The organism is Winogradskya humida (assembly GCF_016862215.1).
GTDB classification, from domain to species: Bacteria; Actinomycetota; Actinomycetes; order Mycobacteriales; family Micromonosporaceae; genus Actinoplanes; species Actinoplanes humidus.
In genome coordinates this window covers 63,141-80,623 of record NZ_BOMN01000064.1, presented here as the reverse complement: position 1 = coordinate 80,623, position 17,483 = coordinate 63,141, and the positions used below count along the sequence as shown (strand labels likewise).

Sequence of the window (17,483 nt, the reverse complement as noted above, 5' to 3'; positions counted from 1 at the left end):
TCAACGCCGGCCACCGGCCGCGCCCTCGTGGGCCTCAACGCCGGCCACCGGCCGCGCCCTCGTGGGCCTCAACGCCGGCCACCGGCCCCGCCCTCGTGGGCCTCAACGCCGGCCAGTCGGTCTGCCTGAGCGGCCGACCTGCGTTCCGGACGTCTGGGAACGCCGGACGTCTGGGAACGCCGGACGTCTGGGAACGCCAGTAGGAGACGGACAAATCCGGCCGAAGGCACAAAGGCCGGTCAGGCGAAGAATCACGTCTACCACTGCCAACCGCCAGCCCATCATCAACGAGCCGACGCCACCAGCCTCACAGTCAGGCGAGGCCAGCGGCGAGGGCTTCGATGAGGGGAGCGAGGGCCGGTTCGTCCGGGACGTGGTCCGGGTTGACGTTGGTCAGGGCGAGGCCGGCGAACTGGGGGCTGGCGGTCAGGACGGCGAGGGTTCCGGTCAGTTCCTGCAGGCTCAGACCACCCGGTTGCGGCTCGTCCGCGTAGGGTGCGTGGGCAAATGCGAGGACGTCCGCGGCGACGTGGACCACGAAATGTTCGGCGGCGTCCTCGACGGTGAAGCGGGCACGGGCCGCCGATTTGGCCGGCCCTGCGTGGACCTCGTTGGCGGTTATCCGGGACAGCCGGAGCCGGTCGGCGACGCTGAGCTGGGGGTCGTCCACCGGCAGGTCCTCGCCGTAGAGAACCACCCGGCGAGGCAGCACCGACGCGAACGCGGCCAGCGTGAGATCGCAGCCCGGCAGGCCCAGCAGGTGAGCCAGAACCATCGAGCTGAGGTTGCCGGCCGGCCGCGTCTCCGGAGTGTGCAGGCCCGGTGTGCCGTCGATGTAGACCAACGCCGGGCTGCCCGTTCCCGCGACAAGTCCCCACGTCGCCGTGCTGTCGCCACCCAGCACCAGCGGCATTCCTGGCGCGGTTGCCACCACGCCGGCCAGGTCGGACGCCATCCGGAGCACGGCGCCGGCGTTCTGCGCGTTCGGCCGGCTCGGATCGGGGCGCCACCGAAAGCCGGGCAGGTCGCCGAGATCGTGCACGGAGATGCCCCGGTCGTCGAACGCGGCCAGCAACCCGCCGGCCCGCAACGCCGCCGGTGCCCTGTCCACACCAGGCGTCCGGGCTCCCGCGCTCGACGGCGCACCGATAACACTCCACCGGAGAACCATGCTGTTCACTCTGCCGCACAGGAGCCGCCTGCCACACCGCCGTTCCTCCAAGGCCCAAAGCCGACACCCCACGACGCCGAACGCCGGGGTCAGCCATCCGGGGCGGAACGGGTGGGTCAGCCCTTCGCGGCGGGATCGGGTGGGTCATGCGGGGACCACGTCGGCTACTACGCAGGCGATGTTGTCGGGGGCGCCTGCTTCGTGGGCTGCGGACATGAGGTTGTCGATTGCTTGTTGGGGTGAGTCGGTTCTCAGGTGGGTGTGCAGGTCGGGGTGGGGGACTGTGGTCCAGAGGCCGTCGGTGCAGAGGAGGTAGCGGTCACCGGGTAGGGCTGTTCGCAGGGAGAGGTCTGCTTCGCCGCTCGAGCCGAGCGCGCGCATCAGGAGCGCCCGTTGGGGGTGGTTGAGCAGGTCGCCGGGTGGGAGGTCGCCGGTGTCGACCAGGTGCTGGGCGTAGCTGTGGTCGTCGGTGAAGCGGGAGAGGTGCCCGGATCGGAGCAGGTAGGCGCGGGTGTCGCCGATGTGGGCCACCGCGATTCGGGTGCCGGACCAGATCAGGGCGGTCAGGGTGGTGATCGGGCGGGGTTCGCCGCCGGGAAGGGCCCGGATCGCCTCGTCGGCGTCGTGGAGGGCGGTGGTGAGGGCTTCGAGAGAGGGCTCTGCCGTGGGCACGGTGCGGAGGGTGTTGACGGCGAGGGTGGATGCTTCGGCGCCGTGGGGACCGGCTCCGTCTGCTACGGCGAGGAGCGTGCTTGCTGCGTACGCAAAGTCCTGGTTGGTTTCGCGGACCTTGCCGATCTCGCAGCCGGTGGCGAAGCGCAGGCCGAGGGTGGGGTTGGTGTCGGGCATGGGGGCTCCTTTGCCGGTGAGGTAGTCGGTGAGGAACGTCGCGAGGCGGGATCGGGCGGCCAGCTCGGCCTCGGCTTCGGCCATGAACGTGGCGATTGCCGCGGCGGCCTCCGCTGCGGGCAGCGAGCAGACGGAGCGGATCCGGGCGAGGGGCATGTCGAGGCGGCGGAGCCAGGCCACCAGGCGGGCGCGGTCGAGCTGGGCCGGGTCGTAGTAGCGGTAGCCGGTGTCCGCGTCGACGGCGGCCGGTGGGAGCAGGCCGAGCTCGTCGTAGAGGCGCAGCGCTTTCGGTGACAACCGCGCTGCCCGCGCGAAGGCCCCGATGGTCACCAACCGCATGTGCAACCGCCCCCTTGTGAAGAACCGATGGGGACAGCCTCCCGTCTCCCCTTAGGGGAGGGTCAAGGTTCGACCCCGAGAGGAGGGTCACGCACCCGGGGGAGGTTTCAGATACGCCGATCGGCTGGATTCGTTCGCAGTGCCATAGGGGACGGCAGACATCGATGTCATACTGCTGTCCCTGTGCCAATAACCATCGCTGCAGAATCCGGAGCACCATGTCCGCATCCCGGCCCGCCGAGGGGTCCTTCGACGCGGCGGCCGGGCGCCGGCCCACGCTGACGCAGGTCGCCGCGCTGGCGGGCGTCAGTCTGAAGACCGCTTCCCGGGCGTTGAACGACGAGCCGAACGTTGCCGAGGCGACCGGGCGCCGGGTTCGTGAGGCCGCGGACCGGTTGGGTTACCGGCTCAACGGCATCGCTCGTGAGCTGCGTCGCGGCGCTACTTCCGCGCTGGTCGGGTTGATCAGCGGCGATCTGACCAACCCGTTCTACTCCGCGGTGGCCAGCGGGATCGAGCGCGAGCTACGTCAGCACGGCCTGCAGCTGGTGACGGCGAACAACGACGAGGACGCCGAGCTCGAGCAGTCGCTGGTCGACGCGTTCCTGCAGCGCCGGGTGCGGGCTCTGCTCGTGGTGCCCAGCGGGGAGCACCACGATTACCTGGCGATCGAGGGTAATCGCGGGGTGCCCTTTGTCTTCCTGGACCGCCCGCCGGATGAGGCGACGGCCGACGCCGTGCTGATCGACAACGTCGGCGGTGCGCGGGCGGCGGCGGAACACCTGCTGGCCGGTGGGCATCGGCGGATCGCGCTGGTGGCCGATCTCGCGCGGATGGCGCCGCAGCGGGCGCGGATCGACAGCTTCGTGGCGGCGATGAAGGCGGCGGGTAACGAGGAGTGGGAGCCGTACCTGCGTACTGATGTGCATGATGTGCGGCGTGCGGAGGAGACCGTCCGGGAGTTGCTGGAGCTGGAGCCGCGCCCGACCGCGTTGTTCACCACCAACAACCGGCTGACGACCGGGGCCCTGCGGGCGCTGCGCGGGCACACGGATCCACCGGCGCTGGTGGGTTTTGACGATTTTGACCTGGCCGATGTGATCGGTGCGACCGTCGTGGCGCACGATTCGGTCGCCATGGGCCGGGAAGCGGCGCGGCTGGCTCATGAGCGGATCAGCGGGTTCCGTGGCCCCGCACGCACAGTAACCATCTCGACAACGGTGATCCCACGTGGCAGCGGAGAACGTCCCCCCAGATAAAGCAGCCGAACTGTGCCCGCACCGTTGCAGATCATGACCCCTGGGGCCGCTAGCTTTCGAGCAATGGACGAGAGGTCGCTCAACTCGGTGGACGCGCAGGCGCTTGCCGAGCAGAGACCGGATACGGACGCCCGGGACAATGCGGGCGGCTGGGTAGGGCTGATCACCCTGCTCTGGATCACGGTGGTGCCGGTGCTCGGAATCATGGGTTTCTTCCGAAGTCTGAATTTCGGCGGGACTGAGCCCCGCGCCGACGGTCAGTGGATGTTGAACTCAGCCGTCGTCCTGCTGGTGGCGCTGCCCGCATTGGCTACCGGCGTCGCACTCTGGGGTAATAAGCCGGTTCTCGCCGCGTTCTACGGCGTGATCACCGCCGCGATTGTCGTGCTGGGGCTGGTTTCCGCCATGGCCAATCAGGGAAACAGGGCCGACCAGGGAAATGCGCCGGACAGGGGCAATTCCCGGGGCTGCGTGACCATGAGCGGCGGCACCAATACCTGTCCCGGTGGCTGACCGTACTTCGCCGCGCACACCACGACGAACTCCTTTAAGGTGCTTTTGTGACGCTTGAGATAGAGCGGCCCGTTGAACGACCCGCCGATCCGGTGAGACCTGCCCCGCTGCGCCGGACCGCCCAGGAGATGCACGCCGACCGTCAGGCGGCCGCCCGCCGCATCCAGGCGGCGCTGCACATCGCGGTCGTCACCCTGGCGTGGCTGGTCAGCGTGCCGTTCCTGGTCGGCTGGGGTGTGCTCGGCACGCAGCGCGAGGACGGCGTGCTCCTCTTCGCCGCGCTGCTCGCCGTGGTGCTGCCGTTCACCGGGGCCGCCATCGCCACCCGTAACGGTCTGTATTTCACCGGCGGGTGTTTTGCGGTGCTGACTCTGGCGATGGTGGTTCCCGCGATCAGCGTGGTGCAGGCAGGATGAGGCGATGGTTGCCGAGAAAGAAGAGCGCGACGGCGTACCGCTGACCAACCTGGACCAGGAGCTCTTTCCTGAGGCCGGGGTCAGCAAGCGCGAGCTGGTCGACTATCTCGACGCGGTCCGCGACCGGATCATCCCGGTGCTGCGGGACCGGCCGCTGTCCGTGATCCGGCTGCTGCGCGGCCAGGACCAGTTCATGCAGAAGAATCTGCCGAAATACACGCCGGAGTGGGTGCCGCGGACCAAGGTCTGGGCGGAGGCGTCGCACCGCGAGGTTCTCTACGCGCTCTGCAACGACCGGCGCACGCTGCTGTGGTTCGGTAATCAGCGGGCGATCGAATATCACCCGACGTTGATGACGGCGACGGACCGTGACCATCCGACCCATTTGATCATGGATCTCGATCCGCCCGAGGGCAGCGGCTTCGACGTGGTGGTCGCGGCTGCCCTACTGGTGCGCAGGGCGCTCAACGACGTGGGCCTGGACGGCGCGGTGAAGACGAGCGGTTCCAAGGGTGTGCACATTTTCGTCCCGCTCGACGGCGCCGCGGAGACCGTTGATGTCGCGGCGGCGACGCGGGCGGTGGCCGTCCGCGCCGAACGCCTCGATCCCGAGCTGGCGACGACCGCTTTCATCCGCGATGATCGGCACGGCAAGGTCTTCCTCGACGCGACGCGGTCCGGTGGTGCGAGCGTCGTCGCTGCCTACAGCCCGCGGGTCCGGCCAGGACTTCCGGTCTCGTTCCCGGTCGGATGGGACCGGCTTCCGGAGATCACTCCCGCCGATTTCACCGTACGCTCAACGCCCGCGATTCTCGCCGACACTGACCCGTGGTCCGACTCGATGCCCGCCCCGCAGCAGCTGGACAGTGGGCTCGTGGCGGAGGGGCACACGATCCCCGTGGCCCGGGTCGCGGCGATGCACGAGGGCAAGCGTCGCGCCCGGGCGAAACGGTCAGCCGGCGAGGGCGACGTCAGCGGGTGACGCCGGGAGGTCCCGCCGGCCGCGGAACGGGCCGAGGAGGAGGATCAGTCCGCTCACGGCGTACCCCAAGGTCATGATGGTGATTGCTGTCCGGACGCCGAAGGCGCTCGCGACCGCCCCGCCCAGAACGGCCCCCACCGGGATCGCGCCGAGGTTGACGAACTGCATGCCGGTCACGACCCGGGCGAGCAGGTGGGGCGGGCAGTAGGCCTGCCGGAAGCTGCCCGCGAGAACGTTCCCCGCGACCACCCCGAACACCATGACGATCATGCCGACGACATAGATGGCCAGTCCGGCACCGGGCCGGGTGAGGGGCACCAGCGTCGCGGCTACCCCCGCAAGCGTCTTGCAGCCGACCATCGTGCGCGCCGCGCCGAACCGGCGGGCGAGAACCGGCGCGGCGGCCGCGGCACCGACCCCACCGACCGCGGTGATCGCCATCAGCAGGCCGACCCCGGTGGTGCCCAGCCCGATCTCCCGCACGAGAAAGACGATGAGCAGCGCGTTCATACCGGTCAGGACCAGGTTGGCCGTCGCGCCGTGGATCGTGAGGTTGCGCAGGTAGCGGTCGCGGGCCAGCCAGCGGATCCCGGCCGCGATGTCCTTGCGGATGCTCTCGCGCTGCTCAGGCCGCTCCGGCCGCGTCTCCGGCCTGCGGATCCGCCAGATGAAGAAGGCGGAGACCAGGAAACTGACGGCATCGGCGACCAGGGCGGTGGCCGCTGTCACTGCTGCTATGAGTACGCCACCCAGCGCCGGACCTGCAACCTGCGCCGTCGACTCCGTCCCCTGCAGAATCGAGTTCGCACCGACCAGCCGGTCCTTGTCGAACATCGCCGGCAGATACGCGGTCCACGCCACGGTGAAGAACACCGACGCACAGCCGAGCAGCATCTCCACCACGATGAGCTGGCCAACGGTCAGGACGCCGAGCCACGCGGCGATCGGCACGCTGATCACCACGACCGCGGCCAGCAGGTCGCTGACCAGCATCACCGGGCGCCGGGCGATGCGGTCGATCCACGCGCCGGCCGGCAGCCCGATCAGCAGCCACGGCAGCCAGACCGCGGCGGTCAGCAGGCTGACCAGGAAAGCGCTCGCATCCAGCACCTGCACGGCGATCAGCGGAGTCGCGATGCTCGCGATCGAGCTGCCGAACTTGCTGACCGTCATGCCCGCCCAGAGATGGCGGAACGCCGAATCCTTCAGTACGCCCTGGCTGGCTGCCTTGCCCTCGGCCCGGCTCCCGGCCCTGCCATCGGCCTTGTTCTCGGCCCGGCTCTCGGCTTCGTTCTCGGCCGTTGTGGTCATGGCCGGCCCGGGAAGCCGCGGCCGATGACGAAGACCGGTTCGCGATCCTCGGCCGGCGGGCGGCCGGCGAAGCGGTTGATCACCTGCTGGATCTCGTCGCCCAGTTCGGCCAGCTCGGCCGGGCTGAGATTCAGGAAGCCATCGGTGGAGAAGGCACTCGACGTCCACGGTTCCTCCCTCGAAGCGGGGCTGCCGAGCCAGGTCTTGATCAGGTCGACCTGCCGTTGCAGACCCATCGCCATGGCGGCGTCCGCGGTGGCCAGGTCGGCGGCGTCACCGGCGAAGTCGGCGAGCTGCCAGCTGATGCTGCGGTCCGGCATCCGCCACCAGTGCTCCTTGCGGTTGCGGGCGAGCTCGGGGGCTTCTTCGATGAGCCCGGCCTCGGCGAGAACCCGCAGGTGGTGGCTGACATTGGCCACGGCCTGGCCGGTGACGCGGGCCAGCACGCTCGGCATCGACGGCCCGTCGACGCGCAGCACGTCGAGCAGTCTGCGGCGTACGGGGTGAGCGACCGCCTTGAGCACGGCGGCGTCCTTGATCTGTGCCATGACCCCACCATGGCACGGTTAACAAACGTTGCGCAAGAGCTCTTTACTAAACGCCGTCCCATTCGAAGACGTTGCAGAACAGTTGTGCCTGCTCGATCGCGTCGTCGAGGGCGTGGTGGGTGTGCGGGTTGTCGCCGAGGAGGTGCCGCGGCATCGAGCGCTTGCCCACGCCGCGGATCGGCCGGTGAGCCTTCTGTGCGAACAGTGTCTTCAGGTCGAGATGAGCCGAGTGCCCGAACGGGGAGCCGCCGGTGAAACGCACCTGGTACCAGTACGTGAACATCCAGTCGAAGCCGAGCGGATAACCCACGAACACAGGCCGGGCCTGGTGCTTCCCGGCCATCTCGGCCAGCCACGCCACGTTCTCGGCCATCGCCAGGGCCGGGGCGGCACCGGTCCGTGCGAGCGCCGCCCGATCGAGCCCGCTGACCGCGAGCGCCTCCGGAATGAAGTCGGGCGATATGGGCTGCAGCTCCCGATAGAAGGTGTCACCCTCCAGCCGGTTGAACGTTGTCCCGTCGAACGTCGCGGCGACGGCCATGCCGAAGGACAGCATCGAGTACGGGCCGGGGATCGGCCCGTCCGCCTCGATGTCGGTGGAGATGTAGAGATCGGTCGGCACGCGGCGAGCCTAGGGCCGCTCGTGCGCGTGAGAAAGGTGTTTCACCCGGACGATTACCCGCTCATCCGGGCTACACAACACCGTCACAGGTCACCCACAGTCGCCGTCGCTTTGCTTGTCGCATCCGTTCCCGAGGTTTTTGAGGAGAGGCCACACCGATGCAGGAACCAGAAGACAACGCCGCGTACGTGCGAAGGGTCCACGACAAGGGACTGCGCTTCGACCTGCGGACCATGTCGCGTCGCCGGCTGCTCGCCGGGCTCGGCGGCATGGGGACGCTGGCTCTGGTCGCAGCGTGCGGTGACGACTCGACCTCGACCTCCGGCGCTTCCTCGTCCGCTTCCTCCGCTGCGAGCGGGTCGGCCACCGAGGTGGAGTCCGAGACGGCCGGCCCCTACCCCGCGGACGGCTCGAACGGGCCGGACGTGCGCACCCTCGACGGCATCGTGCGCAAGGACATCCGCACGTCCTTCGGCGACGCGAGCGGGACCGCGGAGGGAGTGCCTCTCGAATTCTCCCTGGTGGTGAAGGACCTGAACGGCGCAGCGGTCACCGGTGCCGCGGTCTACGCCTGGCACTGCGACCGGGACGGCAACTATTCGCTCTACTCGCAGGGCATCACCGACCAGAACTACCTGCGCGGCATCCAGGAGACGGACGACACCGGCACGGTGACGTTCACCAGCATCTTCCCGGCGTGCTACTCGGGCCGCTGGCCGCACATCCACTTCGAGGTCTACTCCTCGGTGGCGAACGCCACGAGCGGCGACGGCCCCATCGTGAAGACGTCCCAGATCGCCATCCCCGAGGACGTCGCCGACGTCGTCTACAAGACGGACGGTTACAGCAAGAGCGTCACCAACATGAGCCAGGTGACGCTGGCGACGGACAACGTCTTCGGCGACGACTCCGCAGCAACCGAGCTCGCCACCGTCACTGGAAGCGTGGACGCCGGCTACAAGGCGACCCTCGCGATCGCGGTCGACCCGTCCGGTGAGGAGACCGGAGGCGGAGCTGCCCCCAGCGGAGGCGGTGGGACCCCGCCGTCCGGAGCCCCGGGAGGCGGCGGCGCTCCCGGAGGCACCCCACCGTCCGGCGCTCCTGGAGGTGGGGGCGCTCCCGGTGGCACCCCGCTTTCGGGCGCTCCCGCTGCGACTTCCTGACCCCCGTTCCGCGGCCGGCCGGGCACGTAGCGTCCCGGCCAGCCGCGCCACGATCTCCACGATCGCTGCCCAGACGGTTCCTCGGAAGATCACCGGAGCGCGCGGAAGCATGCCCGGACCTCCTCGACGAAAAGCTGCGGCTGCTCGAACGCGGCGAAGTGCCCGCCGCGTTCGGGCTCGCTCCAGTAGCGGATGTCGGTGAAGCGCCGCTGCGCCCAGCGCCGGGACGGCCGGGGATTCTCCTTCGGGAAGATCGTGCAGCCGGTCGGCACCGCTACCTCGTCGGAGGTGCCCACCCGGAACCGCGCCTGGACGTCCCGGAAGCTCTCCGCGTAGAGCCGCGCCGCGGACGCACCCGTGCCCGGCAGCCAATAGAGCATCAGGTTGTCGAGCAGGTCGTCGTCGGTGAGCGTGTCGCCGTCGGTCCACGCCTCGAACTTCTCCACGATCCACGCGCACAGGGCGGCGGGGGAGTCGGTCAGGGCGTACCCGATGGTCTGGGGTCTGGTCGTCTGTTGCAGTGAGTAGGCGTCGCCGTCCTGGCCGGCGGTTTCGAGGTCGTCGAGTGCTGCCCGCTCGGCCGTGGTGATCTCGCCGAACGTTGCCGGATCCGGTGCGACCAGCGGTGGGATGAGGTGCAGACCGATGATCTTCTCGGGTGCCTGCTGGGCGATGCTGGTGCTGATGCTTGTCCCCCAGTCGTGCCCGGACGCGCCGAATCGGTCGTAGCCGAGCCGCGTCATCAAGGTGATCCACGCGCGGGCGATGCGCTCGACCGTCCAGCCCGTGGTCGCCGGCTTGTCGCTGAAGCCATACCCCGGCAGGGACGGGCACACCACGTGGAAGTCCCTGGTGAGCGGCGCGACAACCCGGGCGAACTCGACGATCGATCCGGGCCAGCCGTGCGTCAGGATCAGCGGGGTGGCGTCCGGGTCGGGCGAGGGCGCGTGCACGAAATGGATGCCGAGCCCGTCGATCTCCGTCCGGAACTGCGGCAGCTCGTTGAGCCGGGCCTCCGTCGCCCGCCAGTCGTAGCCGTCGGCCCAATATGCGCACAGGCTGCGCATTCGCTCCAACGGGACACCTTGCGCCCAGCCCTCGGCGGTGGCGGGCTCCGGCCATCTCGTGCGCCGGAGCCGCTCGCGCAGGTCGGCCAGCTCGTCATCGCCCGCCCGGATCGTGAACGGTGTGATCATGACGGTGGCCCCGCGGCGATCCGCTCCCGGATCTGCCGCATCCGCTCGGTGCCATGGTGCGGCATCTCCCAGCGCGTCTCCATCCACCACGTGCAGCCGGCCTCGGCCCACGGCGCGACCTGCTCCCGCGCGGCGATCGGGTCATCGGCCGGAGTCTCGCCCTCGGTGAGAATCTCCAGCCCCTGCGGCGCGCCGCGGTCGGTGAACCAGGCGCGCATGTCTCGTACATCATCGGGGGTTTTCAGGCCCTGCGGGATGACGCCGTCGCACCTCAGCGCGCGCCGCAGGGACTTTGGTCGTGGCCAGGCCGCGACGACCCAGATCGGCACCCGCTCCTGCACCGGCCCGCCCACCTCGGCCAGGTCGTCACGCTCGACCTCGTAGTCGTAGTGCGGCCCGTGGTAGCTGGTGCCTCCCGCCCACAGCGTGCGGATCAGGTCGATGCCGTCGTCGAGCATCGCGGCGCGCTCGCGCAGATCGATGACCTCGCTGGTCAGCGGCAGATCGGTCGTCACCGCGCCCACGCCGACACCCAGGATCGCGCGACCGCCGGAGAGCTGGTCGACCGTGGCGACCTGACTCGCGACCTTCCAGGGGCGCCGCCATGGCAGCGGTGTCAGGATCGTGCCGAGCCGGATGCGGCTCGTGCGCACTGCCATGGCCGCGAGCAGGCTCCACGCGTCCACTCCGGACGCCGCCTCCCACACGAAGACGCCGTCCCACCCGGCCTGTTCGGCCAGGATTGCTTGATCAAGCTGCTCAGGCCCGGTCCCGCCGGGCAGAATCACCCCGTGTCTCATGCCCGGGGACGCTAGGCCGGGGGTACGACATTTTTTCAGACGCGGGCCGCGGCCACGGCTTCCTGCAGGCCACGAGCTGCCAGCCGGTCGGCCCGCTCGTTCTCGGGGTGCCCGGCGTGGCCCTTCACCCAGTGCCACTGCACGTCATGACGGCGCACGGCCGCGTCGAGGAGCTGCCAGAGGTCGACGTTCTTCACCGGCTGCTTCGCCGAGGTCTGCCAGCCGTTGGCCTTCCAGCGTGGCAGCCACTTCGTGATGCCGTCCCGTACGTAGATGCTGTCCGTATAGAGCATCACCGTCAGAGGCGCGCGGTTGAGGCTCTCGAGAGCACGGATGGGGGCCATTAGTTCCATGCGGTTGTTGGTCGTCTGGCCGGCCTCACCGCCGCAGAGATCCTTCTCGCTGGTGCCCCAGCGCAGCACCGCACCCCAGCCACCGGGTCCGGGGTTGGGCACGCATGCGCCATCCGTGTAGATCTCCACCGCACTGACCGGACTCATGGCGGGAAACCCTACAAGGCGGGCAGTGTCAGGCCGCCGACCCGGTGACCTGCGTGACGTTGCAGGTCCCGGGGGGAACCGTTGCCGGATCGGCGGCCTGCCCCCGCAGACTCATTTCCGAGAGCGTCACCATGTGCTTGGGAGCGCTCCCATGACTGAGCATACCGGCAAACAGCGGTCTGGGCCACACCCCGGGGGTTCCCCGCGAAGTGCCAAGTACAGTTCGGGCATGCTTGAGAACGCCGTCGAGGTGCGGGACGTCGTCGTCAAGTACGGCGAGGTCACAGCCGTTGACGGAGTGTCACTTTCCGTCCCGCGCGGTTCGATCCTTGCCCTGCTCGGCAACAACGGCGCCGGAAAGACAAGCCTGCTCCAGGTCTGCGAGGGTTTCCGCGGCCCGGACGGCGGTTCCGCGCGGGTGCTCGGCCTCGATCCGATAGCCGATCACGACGACCTCATGCCGCGGCTCGGCATCATGCTGCAGTCCGGCGGCGTCTATCCCTGGGCCACCGCAGGGGAGATCCTCCAGCTCTTCGCGTCGTACGCAGCCAATCCGCTCGATGTGGACATGCTGCTCGATCGCCTGGGCCTGCGGAAGTTCGCCAAGACCCGGTTCCGTCGGCTCTCCGGCGGCGAGCAGCAGCGGCTCTCCCTCGCCGTCGCGCTCGTCGGCCGCCCCGAGCTGGTCTTCCTCGACGAGCCGACGGCCGGCATGGACGTCGGCGCCCGGCAGACCACGTGGGAGCTCGTCGACAGCCTGCGCGCCGACGGCGTCTCGGTATTGCTCACCACCCACCTGCTCGACGAGGCCGAAAGCCTCGCGGACCAAGTGGTAATCATGGACAACGGCACCGTCGCGGCAACCGGCACGCCCGCCGAGCTCACGGCCGCTGCCGGCATCGACCTCCTGCAGGTGCGAGCTGAGCCCGGCCTCGCCATCGCGCCGCTCGCCGCCCAACTCGACGCCAAAGTGACTGAGGAAGGCCCCGGCGAGTATGCGATCGCCGGCACCCTCGACACGGAGTCGCTCGCCGAGGTGCTGGCCTGGTTCGCACGGGCCGGGGCGCAGGTCACCGCGGTCAACACCCGCCGCCGCACGCTCGAAGACGTCTACCTGGCCCTGACCGCGGGAGCGACCCGATGACAACCGGAACCTTCACCCCGTCGCCGGGTCGCGCTCCGATGCGCGCCATCCTCAAGAGTCAGGTACGCATGGAGCTCGTGCTCACCGCCCGCCGCGGCGAGGCCGTCGTGCTGGCCATGGGCGTGCCGCTGCTCGTGCTGCTGGGCGCCGGTCTCACCGAGGCCACCAACGTGCCCACCGACGACCGGCTCGGCTACGTGGTGCCCGGTGTGCTCGCTCTGACGGTGATGTCCACGGCGTTCACCGGGCAGGCGATCACTACCGGTTATGAGCGCAGTTACGGCGTGTTGAAAAGGCTCGGTGCCTCGCCGCTCACCCGCCCCGGCCTGCTCTTCTCGAAGACCGCAGCGATCCTGTGCCTGGTCGGCATCCAGATCCTCGCGCTGGCGCTGGTCGGCGTGGCCGTCGGCTGGCGTCCCGATTTCTCGCAGGTGCTGCCCGCCGTCGGGGTCACGGTGCTGGCGACCGCCGCCTACTGCGGGTTCGCCCTGCTCATCGCCAGTCTGCTGCGCCCGGAGACGGTGACCGCGGGGGCGACGCTGATCTACGTGCTGATGCTGGCCGCCGGTGGCATCATGTTCGCCGCTCCCGATCTGGGCACGGCGGGATATTTCGTGCTCCCGCTGGCCGCGCACGCCCAGGCGCTGCGTGACACGCTCACGGACGGCACCGCGGTGCCGGGTTCGATCTGGCTCAGCCTCACGCTCTGGGCCGCCATCGCGCTGACGCTGGCCGCCCGCAAGTTCCGCTGGGAGTAGTCACGCCGCTGTCCACCGAACGGTGGACAGCGGTTGACCGTCACTCGGTCGTCCCGCGAAACGGCCCGGCCCGGCAGGCTCAATGGCATGACCGCGATAAATGTCAGGGGCCTCCGGAAGACCTACGGATCCCACCGCGCCGTCGATGGTCTTGACCTCGATGTCGAGGTCGGCGAAGTGTTCGCCCTGCTCGGGCCCAACGGGGCCGGCAAGACCACCACCGTCGAGATTCTCGAGGGGCACCGCCGCCGCACCTCCGGCGAGGTCACCGTGCTCGGCCTCGACCCCGGGCACGCCGACCGGCACTGGCGGGCGCGCATCGGCATCGTGCTGCAGTCCACAGCCGACGCGGCCGATCTCACCGTGCACGAGATCGTGCGGCATATCGGTGGCTGCTACCCCAACCCCCGCGGGGTCGCCGAGGTCATCGATCTCGTCGGCCTCACCGACAAGGCCAAGGCCAAGGTCCGCACTCTCTCCGGCGGCCAGCGCCGCCGGCTCGACGTCGCGCTCGGGATCGTCGGGCGCCCCGAGATTGTTTTTCTCGACGAGCCCACCACCGGTTTCGACCCCGAGGCGCGACGGCAGTTCTGGGATCTCATCCGCAGGCTCTCCGCCGAGGGCACCACGATCCTGCTGACCACGCACTATCTGGACGAGGCCGAGGCGCTCGCCGATCGGCTCGCCGTCATCGCCGACGGTGCCATCGTGGCCGAGGGGACGCCCGCGACGCTCGGCGGCCGGGCCACCGCGGAGGCCGTGGTGAGCTGGTCCGGCGGTCACCGCGAGCACGCGGCCGACCCGGTCGCCCTGATCATGCGGCTGGTCGCGGAGGGTGCCGATCTCGCCGGCCTGACCGTCACCCGTCCCACGCTGGAGGACACCTATCTCGCCCTGATCGGAGAAGCCCGATGACCACGACGTCTCTCGCACCCGCGGTGAGCACCCTGACGATCGGTGTCCGGCGCGGCGGGATCGAGCTCCTGCAGTTCATGCGGGACAAAACCTCGCTCATCTTCACGTTCTTCTTCCCCGCGATGTTGCTGCTGCTCTTCGGGGCGATCTTCACCGACAGCTACGACCTGCCCGGGCTCAGCGCGGCCCAGGTGTTCACCTCCAGCATGATCGCCTACGGGGTGATCTCGACCTCGTTCATCACGATGGGCGTCGGCATCGCGACCGATCGGGAGGACGGCACGCTCAAGCGGCTGCGTGGCACACCGGTTACCGCCACCGCCTACTTCCTGGGCAAGCTGATCCTGGTGGCAGCACTGACCGCGGGGGAGGTCGTGGTGCTGCTCGCGGTCGGGGTGCTCGTCTTCGATATGCCACTGCCGTCCGAGGCGGGCCGCTGGGTGACCTTCGCGTGGCTGTTCGTGCTGAGCGTGACGTCCTGTGGCCTGCTCGGCATCGCCGCCAGCGCCCTGGTCCGCAACTCCCGCACGGCCGGCGCGGTGCTCAACGTCCCGGTCGTCGCCCTGCAGTTTCTCTCCGGTGTCTTCATCCACCCGATCACCCAGCTGCCCGACTGGATGATCACCTTCGCGTCGGTCTTCCCGGTCAAGTGGATGGCTCAGGGCTTCCGCTCGGTCTTCCTGCCGGACGCCGCCACCACTTTCGAAGCGGGGGGTGCCTGGGAGCACGGGCGCATCGCCTTGGTTCTCGGTGCCTGGTGTGTGGTCGGATTGGTGCTGTGCCTGACCACGTTCCGCTGGACGAGCCGACGCGACTGATGCCTCAAGGATTCTGGGACCTCTTCTTCGGGGTGGTGCTGGTCGGCGTGGGCGTGACGGTGGCCTTCGAACGAGGCCCCGACACCGCCTACGCGGAGCTGGCGATCGTGGCCATCGCCGGTCTCTACGGGCTCTGGGGGCGTCGCCTGGTGCGTGCGGGGCGCTCGGCCGTCTGGTATGCGGCAGCGATCGTGCTCGCGTTCGCGGCCGGCTCGTATGCGGTCGGGACCGTCAACTATGTGCTGTTCGCGGTCTGCCCGATGATGTTCCTGATCCTGGAACTGCGCCAGGCGATCATCGCCGTGGTCGCCGCCAACCTCGTACCGATCCTCGCCGGCTACGTCCGCGGCGGCCAGGACCACGAGTTCGTCACGGTGTACGGCCCGATCTTCGTCATGACCACCGTGGTTTCCGCCGGTTTCGGTCTGTTCATCAACAGGATCATCGGGGAGAGCCAGGAGCGGGCCCAGCTCATCACCGAGCTTGAGAACAGCCGCGCCGAAGTCGGCCGGCTCTCGCACGAGGCGGGCGTCGCCGCGGAGCGCACCCGCCTGGCCGGCGAGATCCACGACACGCTCGCCCAGGGCTTCACCAGCATCATCACGTTGCTGCAGGCCGCCGACCCGAAGCTCGCCGACGAACGGCTGCGACTGGCCGTCGAGACGGCGAAGGAGAACCTGGCCGAGTCCCGTGCCCTGGTCGCGGCCCTGACGCCCTCCGCCCTGGGCACGGACTCGCTGCCCGACGCGCTGCGCCGTCAGGTCACCCGGGCAGCGACGAGCGGCACCCCCGCCACCGCGACGTTCCGCACGACCGGGGAGCCCCGCCACCTGCCGACCGCGCTCGAGGTCGTGCTGCTGCGGACGACGCAGGAAGCCCTCACCAACATCCGCCGGCATGCCGAAGCGACCGAGGTGACAGTGGTGCTCGCGTATGCCGTGGGCCAGGTCCGGCTGACCGTTCGCGACAACGGTTGCGGGTTCACCGGCGGGGATTCACCCGGGTTCGGTCTCAACGGAATGCGGTCCAGAGCCGAACAGGCCGGCGGCACGCTGTCCGTGCGGAGCGCCCCGGGCCAGGGAACCACGGTCGAATTGGAGGTCCCGGCATGATCCGGATCCTGCTGGTGGACGATCACCCCGTGGTCCGGCACGGGCTGCGGGGGATGTTGGAGATCGAGGCCGACCTGAACGTGGTCGGGGAAGCTTCCTCGGGTGCCGAGGGTGTCGCCCTCGCCGTGCAGCTGCGGCCCGACATCGTGCTGATGGATCTGCGGATGCCGGGTGGGGACGGGGTCGAGGCGACCGGTGCGATTCTGGGGCGGGTGCCGGGCGTGCGGGTGCTGGTGCTCACGACCTACGAGTCGGACCGCGACATCCTGCGCGCGATCGAGGCCGGTGCCGGGGGTTACCTGCTGAAGGACACGACCCCGGCCGACCTGGCGACGGCGGTCCGGGCCGCAGCTCGGGGCGAAATGGTGCTCGCGCCGAGCGTCGCCTCCACGCTGGTGCGGCAGGTTCGCAGTCCTGCCGTGCCGAGCCTGTCGGCGCGGGAAGCGGAGGTGCTGCGGCTGGTGGCCCGCGGGGCGACCAACTCCGACATCGGGCGCGAGCTGGGCATCTCCGAGGCGACGGTCAAAACGCACCTGCTCCGGGCCTTCAACAAATTGGGCGTCGACGATCGCACCGCCGCCGTCACCAGGGCCATGGAGCTCGGAATGCTCTGACGAGCATCCACAGGAAGCGCTCAGCAGGGCCACAGGGCTGAGAGAGGTTACCCCCGCACATTGGTTGAGTCGTCAACAAAGAGGGAGGCGATCCGATGGACCGGGACAAGGCACTACGCCGCACCACCGCGATCACAGGGGCGCTCGTGGCAGCCGGCATTGCCGGCACGCTGGCAGCGGGGGTGGCGGCCCATGCCGCGACCACCTCAGGTAGCAGCACTTCCACCAGCACGGACACCTCCACCACGACCTCCGACAGCACCGGCTCCGACAGCACCGGCTCCGACAGCACCGGCTCCGACAGCACCGGCTCCAGCAGCAGCGACAGTTCGAGCAGTGACAGCAGCTCCAGCAGCTCCAGCGGTTCGAGCAGCGACAGTTCGAGCAGCGATTCGCCGCAGCTCTCCAGCGGGGGCAGCGACTCCGGGCAATCGACGTCGGGAGGTTCCTGAG

The 17,483-nt window shown here is 69.5% G+C and carries 20 protein-coding genes; 12 read left to right on the top strand and 8 right to left on the bottom strand.

The annotated features are described in order from the left end of the window. Positions 1-313: 313 nt before the first annotated feature. A complete protein-coding gene (locus Ahu01nite_RS25380) occupies positions 314-1,171 on the bottom strand; it encodes an arginase family protein (RefSeq protein ID WP_203839126.1) in 858 nt (285 codons plus the stop codon). Between the two features lie 144 nt (positions 1,172-1,315). Beyond that, entirely contained in the window at positions 1,316-2,359 is a 1,044-nt protein-coding gene (locus Ahu01nite_RS25375) for a MerR family transcriptional regulator (protein ID WP_203839125.1), read from the bottom strand. A gap of 218 nt (positions 2,360-2,577) precedes the next feature. On the opposite strand from Ahu01nite_RS25375, the gene Ahu01nite_RS25370 reads away from it, so the two are divergent. The 4 genes from Ahu01nite_RS25370 (at position 2,578) to Ahu01nite_RS25355 (ending at position 5,529) form a co-directional block, all read left to right on the top strand. Beyond that, positions 2,578-3,618, top strand: a complete 1,041-nt coding sequence (locus Ahu01nite_RS25370; RefSeq protein ID WP_203839124.1) for a LacI family DNA-binding transcriptional regulator — start codon at positions 2,578-2,580, stop codon at positions 3,616-3,618. A 63-nt stretch (positions 3,619-3,681) separates the two neighbouring features. Next, positions 3,682-4,131 (top strand): hypothetical protein, encoded by a 450-nt coding sequence (locus tag Ahu01nite_RS25365; RefSeq protein ID WP_203839123.1) that lies wholly within the window; start codon positions 3,682-3,684, stop codon positions 4,129-4,131. 47 nt (positions 4,132-4,178) lie between these two features. Beyond that, the gene (locus Ahu01nite_RS25360) at positions 4,179-4,547 is read left to right on the top strand and encodes a hypothetical protein (RefSeq protein ID WP_203839122.1); all 369 of its coding nucleotides are present in this window, start codon (positions 4,179-4,181) and stop codon (positions 4,545-4,547) included. A gap of 4 nt (positions 4,548-4,551) precedes the next feature. Continuing rightward, positions 4,552-5,529, top strand: coding sequence for a DNA polymerase domain-containing protein (locus Ahu01nite_RS25355; protein ID WP_203839121.1), 978 nt, complete (start codon positions 4,552-4,554; stop codon positions 5,527-5,529). Here the strand turns inward: Ahu01nite_RS25355 and Ahu01nite_RS25350 are convergent. Genes Ahu01nite_RS25350 through Ahu01nite_RS25340 form a run of 3 tightly spaced genes read right to left on the bottom strand, consistent with a single transcriptional unit; the run spans position 5,500 to position 8,010 of the window. Further along, positions 5,500-6,840, bottom strand: coding sequence for an MFS transporter (locus tag Ahu01nite_RS25350; RefSeq protein WP_203839120.1), 1,341 nt, complete (start codon positions 6,838-6,840; stop codon positions 5,500-5,502). The two genes, Ahu01nite_RS25355 and Ahu01nite_RS25350, sit on opposite strands and share 30 nt — an antisense overlap. Beyond that, complete coding sequence (locus Ahu01nite_RS25345) at positions 6,837-7,388, bottom strand: winged helix-turn-helix domain-containing protein (protein ID WP_203839119.1); 552 nt, start codon at positions 7,386-7,388, stop codon at positions 6,837-6,839. Before Ahu01nite_RS25345 ends, Ahu01nite_RS25350 begins: the two co-directional genes overlap by 4 nt. 46 nt (positions 7,389-7,434) lie before the next feature. Next, positions 7,435-8,010 carry a 3'-5' exonuclease family protein gene (locus tag Ahu01nite_RS25340; protein WP_203839118.1) on the bottom strand — a complete coding sequence of 192 codons (576 nt, stop codon included), beginning with the start codon at positions 8,008-8,010 and terminating at the stop codon, positions 7,435-7,437. 158 nt (positions 8,011-8,168) lie between these two features. On the opposite strand from Ahu01nite_RS25340, the gene Ahu01nite_RS25335 reads away from it, so the two are divergent. Continuing rightward, complete coding sequence (locus Ahu01nite_RS25335; RefSeq protein ID WP_203839117.1) at positions 8,169-9,173, top strand: dioxygenase family protein; 1,005 nt, start codon at positions 8,169-8,171, stop codon at positions 9,171-9,173. Positions 9,174-9,262: 89 nt separating this feature from the next. On the opposite strand, the gene Ahu01nite_RS25330 is transcribed toward Ahu01nite_RS25335, so the two are convergent. The 3 genes from Ahu01nite_RS25330 to rnhA are packed head-to-tail and all read right to left on the bottom strand — an operon-like array spanning position 9,263 to position 11,669. After that, positions 9,263-10,369, bottom strand: coding sequence for an epoxide hydrolase family protein (locus Ahu01nite_RS25330; protein WP_203839116.1), 1,107 nt, complete (start codon positions 10,367-10,369; stop codon positions 9,263-9,265). Then, on the bottom strand, positions 10,366-11,169 hold the full coding sequence (locus Ahu01nite_RS25325) for an LLM class flavin-dependent oxidoreductase (RefSeq protein WP_203839115.1): 804 nt from the start codon (positions 11,167-11,169) through the stop codon (positions 10,366-10,368). Before Ahu01nite_RS25325 ends, Ahu01nite_RS25330 begins: the two co-directional genes overlap by 4 nt. 35 nt (positions 11,170-11,204) lie before the next feature. Then, positions 11,205-11,669 carry a ribonuclease HI gene (gene rnhA, locus Ahu01nite_RS25320; protein ID WP_203839114.1) on the bottom strand — a complete coding sequence of 155 codons (465 nt, stop codon included), beginning with the start codon at positions 11,667-11,669 and terminating at the stop codon, positions 11,205-11,207. A gap of 229 nt (positions 11,670-11,898) precedes the next feature. Between rnhA and Ahu01nite_RS25315 the strand changes: the two genes are divergently transcribed. From Ahu01nite_RS25315 to Ahu01nite_RS25285, 7 genes are all read left to right on the top strand, one after another. Next, positions 11,899-12,813: an ABC transporter ATP-binding protein gene (locus Ahu01nite_RS25315; RefSeq protein ID WP_203839113.1), complete on the top strand. Its 915-nt coding sequence runs from the start codon at positions 11,899-11,901 to the stop codon at positions 12,811-12,813. Then, a complete protein-coding gene (locus tag Ahu01nite_RS25310) occupies positions 12,810-13,571 on the top strand; it encodes an ABC transporter permease (protein ID WP_203839112.1) in 762 nt (253 codons plus the stop codon). The genes Ahu01nite_RS25315 and Ahu01nite_RS25310 overlap by 4 nt, the downstream gene beginning before the upstream one ends. 87 nt (positions 13,572-13,658) lie before the next feature. Next, on the top strand, positions 13,659-14,486 hold the full coding sequence (locus tag Ahu01nite_RS25305) for an ABC transporter ATP-binding protein (protein ID WP_203839111.1): 828 nt from the start codon (positions 13,659-13,661) through the stop codon (positions 14,484-14,486). Beyond that, positions 14,483-15,304, top strand: a complete 822-nt coding sequence (locus Ahu01nite_RS25300; protein WP_203839110.1) for an ABC transporter permease — start codon at positions 14,483-14,485, stop codon at positions 15,302-15,304. The genes Ahu01nite_RS25305 and Ahu01nite_RS25300 overlap by 4 nt, the downstream gene beginning before the upstream one ends. Further along, complete coding sequence (locus tag Ahu01nite_RS25295; protein ID WP_239159117.1) at positions 15,265-16,416, top strand: sensor histidine kinase; 1,152 nt, start codon at positions 15,265-15,267, stop codon at positions 16,414-16,416. The genes Ahu01nite_RS25300 and Ahu01nite_RS25295 overlap by 40 nt, the downstream gene beginning before the upstream one ends. Further along, positions 16,413-17,030 (top strand): response regulator, encoded by a 618-nt coding sequence (locus Ahu01nite_RS25290; RefSeq protein ID WP_203839109.1) that lies wholly within the window; start codon positions 16,413-16,415, stop codon positions 17,028-17,030. Before Ahu01nite_RS25295 ends, Ahu01nite_RS25290 begins: the two co-directional genes overlap by 4 nt. A 95-nt stretch (positions 17,031-17,125) precedes the next feature. Then, positions 17,126-17,482: a hypothetical protein gene (locus Ahu01nite_RS25285; protein WP_203839108.1), complete on the top strand. Its 357-nt coding sequence runs from the start codon at positions 17,126-17,128 to the stop codon at positions 17,480-17,482. The last annotated feature ends 1 nt before the right edge of the window (position 17,483 follow it).

Excerpts from the sequence above, each read along its gene's own strand:
- Ahu01nite_RS25365 (WP_203839123.1), top strand. The coding sequence starts at position 3,682 with ATGGACGAGAGGTCGCTCAACTCGGTGGACGCGCAGGCGCTTGCCGAG.
- Ahu01nite_RS25285 (WP_203839108.1), top strand. The coding sequence starts at position 17,126 with ATGGACCGGGACAAGGCACTACGCCGCACCACCGCGATCACAGGGGCG.
- Ahu01nite_RS25300 (WP_203839110.1), top strand. The coding sequence starts at position 14,483 with ATGACCACGACGTCTCTCGCACCCGCGGTGAGCACCCTGACGATCGGT.
- Ahu01nite_RS25345 (WP_203839119.1), bottom strand. The coding sequence starts at position 7,388 with ATGGCACAGATCAAGGACGCCGCCGTGCTCAAGGCGGTCGCTCACCCC.
- Ahu01nite_RS25315 (WP_203839113.1), top strand. The coding sequence starts at position 11,899 with ATGCTTGAGAACGCCGTCGAGGTGCGGGACGTCGTCGTCAAGTACGGC.
- Ahu01nite_RS25310 (WP_203839112.1), top strand. The coding sequence starts at position 12,810 with ATGACAACCGGAACCTTCACCCCGTCGCCGGGTCGCGCTCCGATGCGC.
- Ahu01nite_RS25330 (WP_203839116.1), bottom strand. The coding sequence starts at position 10,369 with ATGATCACACCGTTCACGATCCGGGCGGGCGATGACGAGCTGGCCGAC.
- Ahu01nite_RS25355 (WP_203839121.1), top strand. The coding sequence starts at position 4,552 with ATGGTTGCCGAGAAAGAAGAGCGCGACGGCGTACCGCTGACCAACCTG.
- Ahu01nite_RS25370 (WP_203839124.1), top strand. The coding sequence starts at position 2,578 with ATGTCCGCATCCCGGCCCGCCGAGGGGTCCTTCGACGCGGCGGCCGGG.
- Ahu01nite_RS25375 (WP_203839125.1), bottom strand. The coding sequence starts at position 2,359 with ATGCGGTTGGTGACCATCGGGGCCTTCGCGCGGGCAGCGCGGTTGTCA.
- rnhA (WP_203839114.1), bottom strand. The coding sequence starts at position 11,669 with ATGAGTCCGGTCAGTGCGGTGGAGATCTACACGGATGGCGCATGCGTG.
- Ahu01nite_RS25380 (WP_203839126.1), bottom strand. The coding sequence starts at position 1,171 with ATGGTTCTCCGGTGGAGTGTTATCGGTGCGCCGTCGAGCGCGGGAGCC.
- Ahu01nite_RS25325 (WP_203839115.1), bottom strand. The coding sequence starts at position 11,169 with ATGAGACACGGGGTGATTCTGCCCGGCGGGACCGGGCCTGAGCAGCTT.
- Ahu01nite_RS25305 (WP_203839111.1), top strand. The coding sequence starts at position 13,659 with ATGACCGCGATAAATGTCAGGGGCCTCCGGAAGACCTACGGATCCCAC.
- Ahu01nite_RS25290 (WP_203839109.1), top strand. The coding sequence starts at position 16,413 with ATGATCCGGATCCTGCTGGTGGACGATCACCCCGTGGTCCGGCACGGG.
- Ahu01nite_RS25350 (WP_203839120.1), bottom strand. The coding sequence starts at position 6,840 with ATGACCACAACGGCCGAGAACGAAGCCGAGAGCCGGGCCGAGAACAAG.
- Ahu01nite_RS25335 (WP_203839117.1), top strand. The coding sequence starts at position 8,169 with ATGCAGGAACCAGAAGACAACGCCGCGTACGTGCGAAGGGTCCACGAC.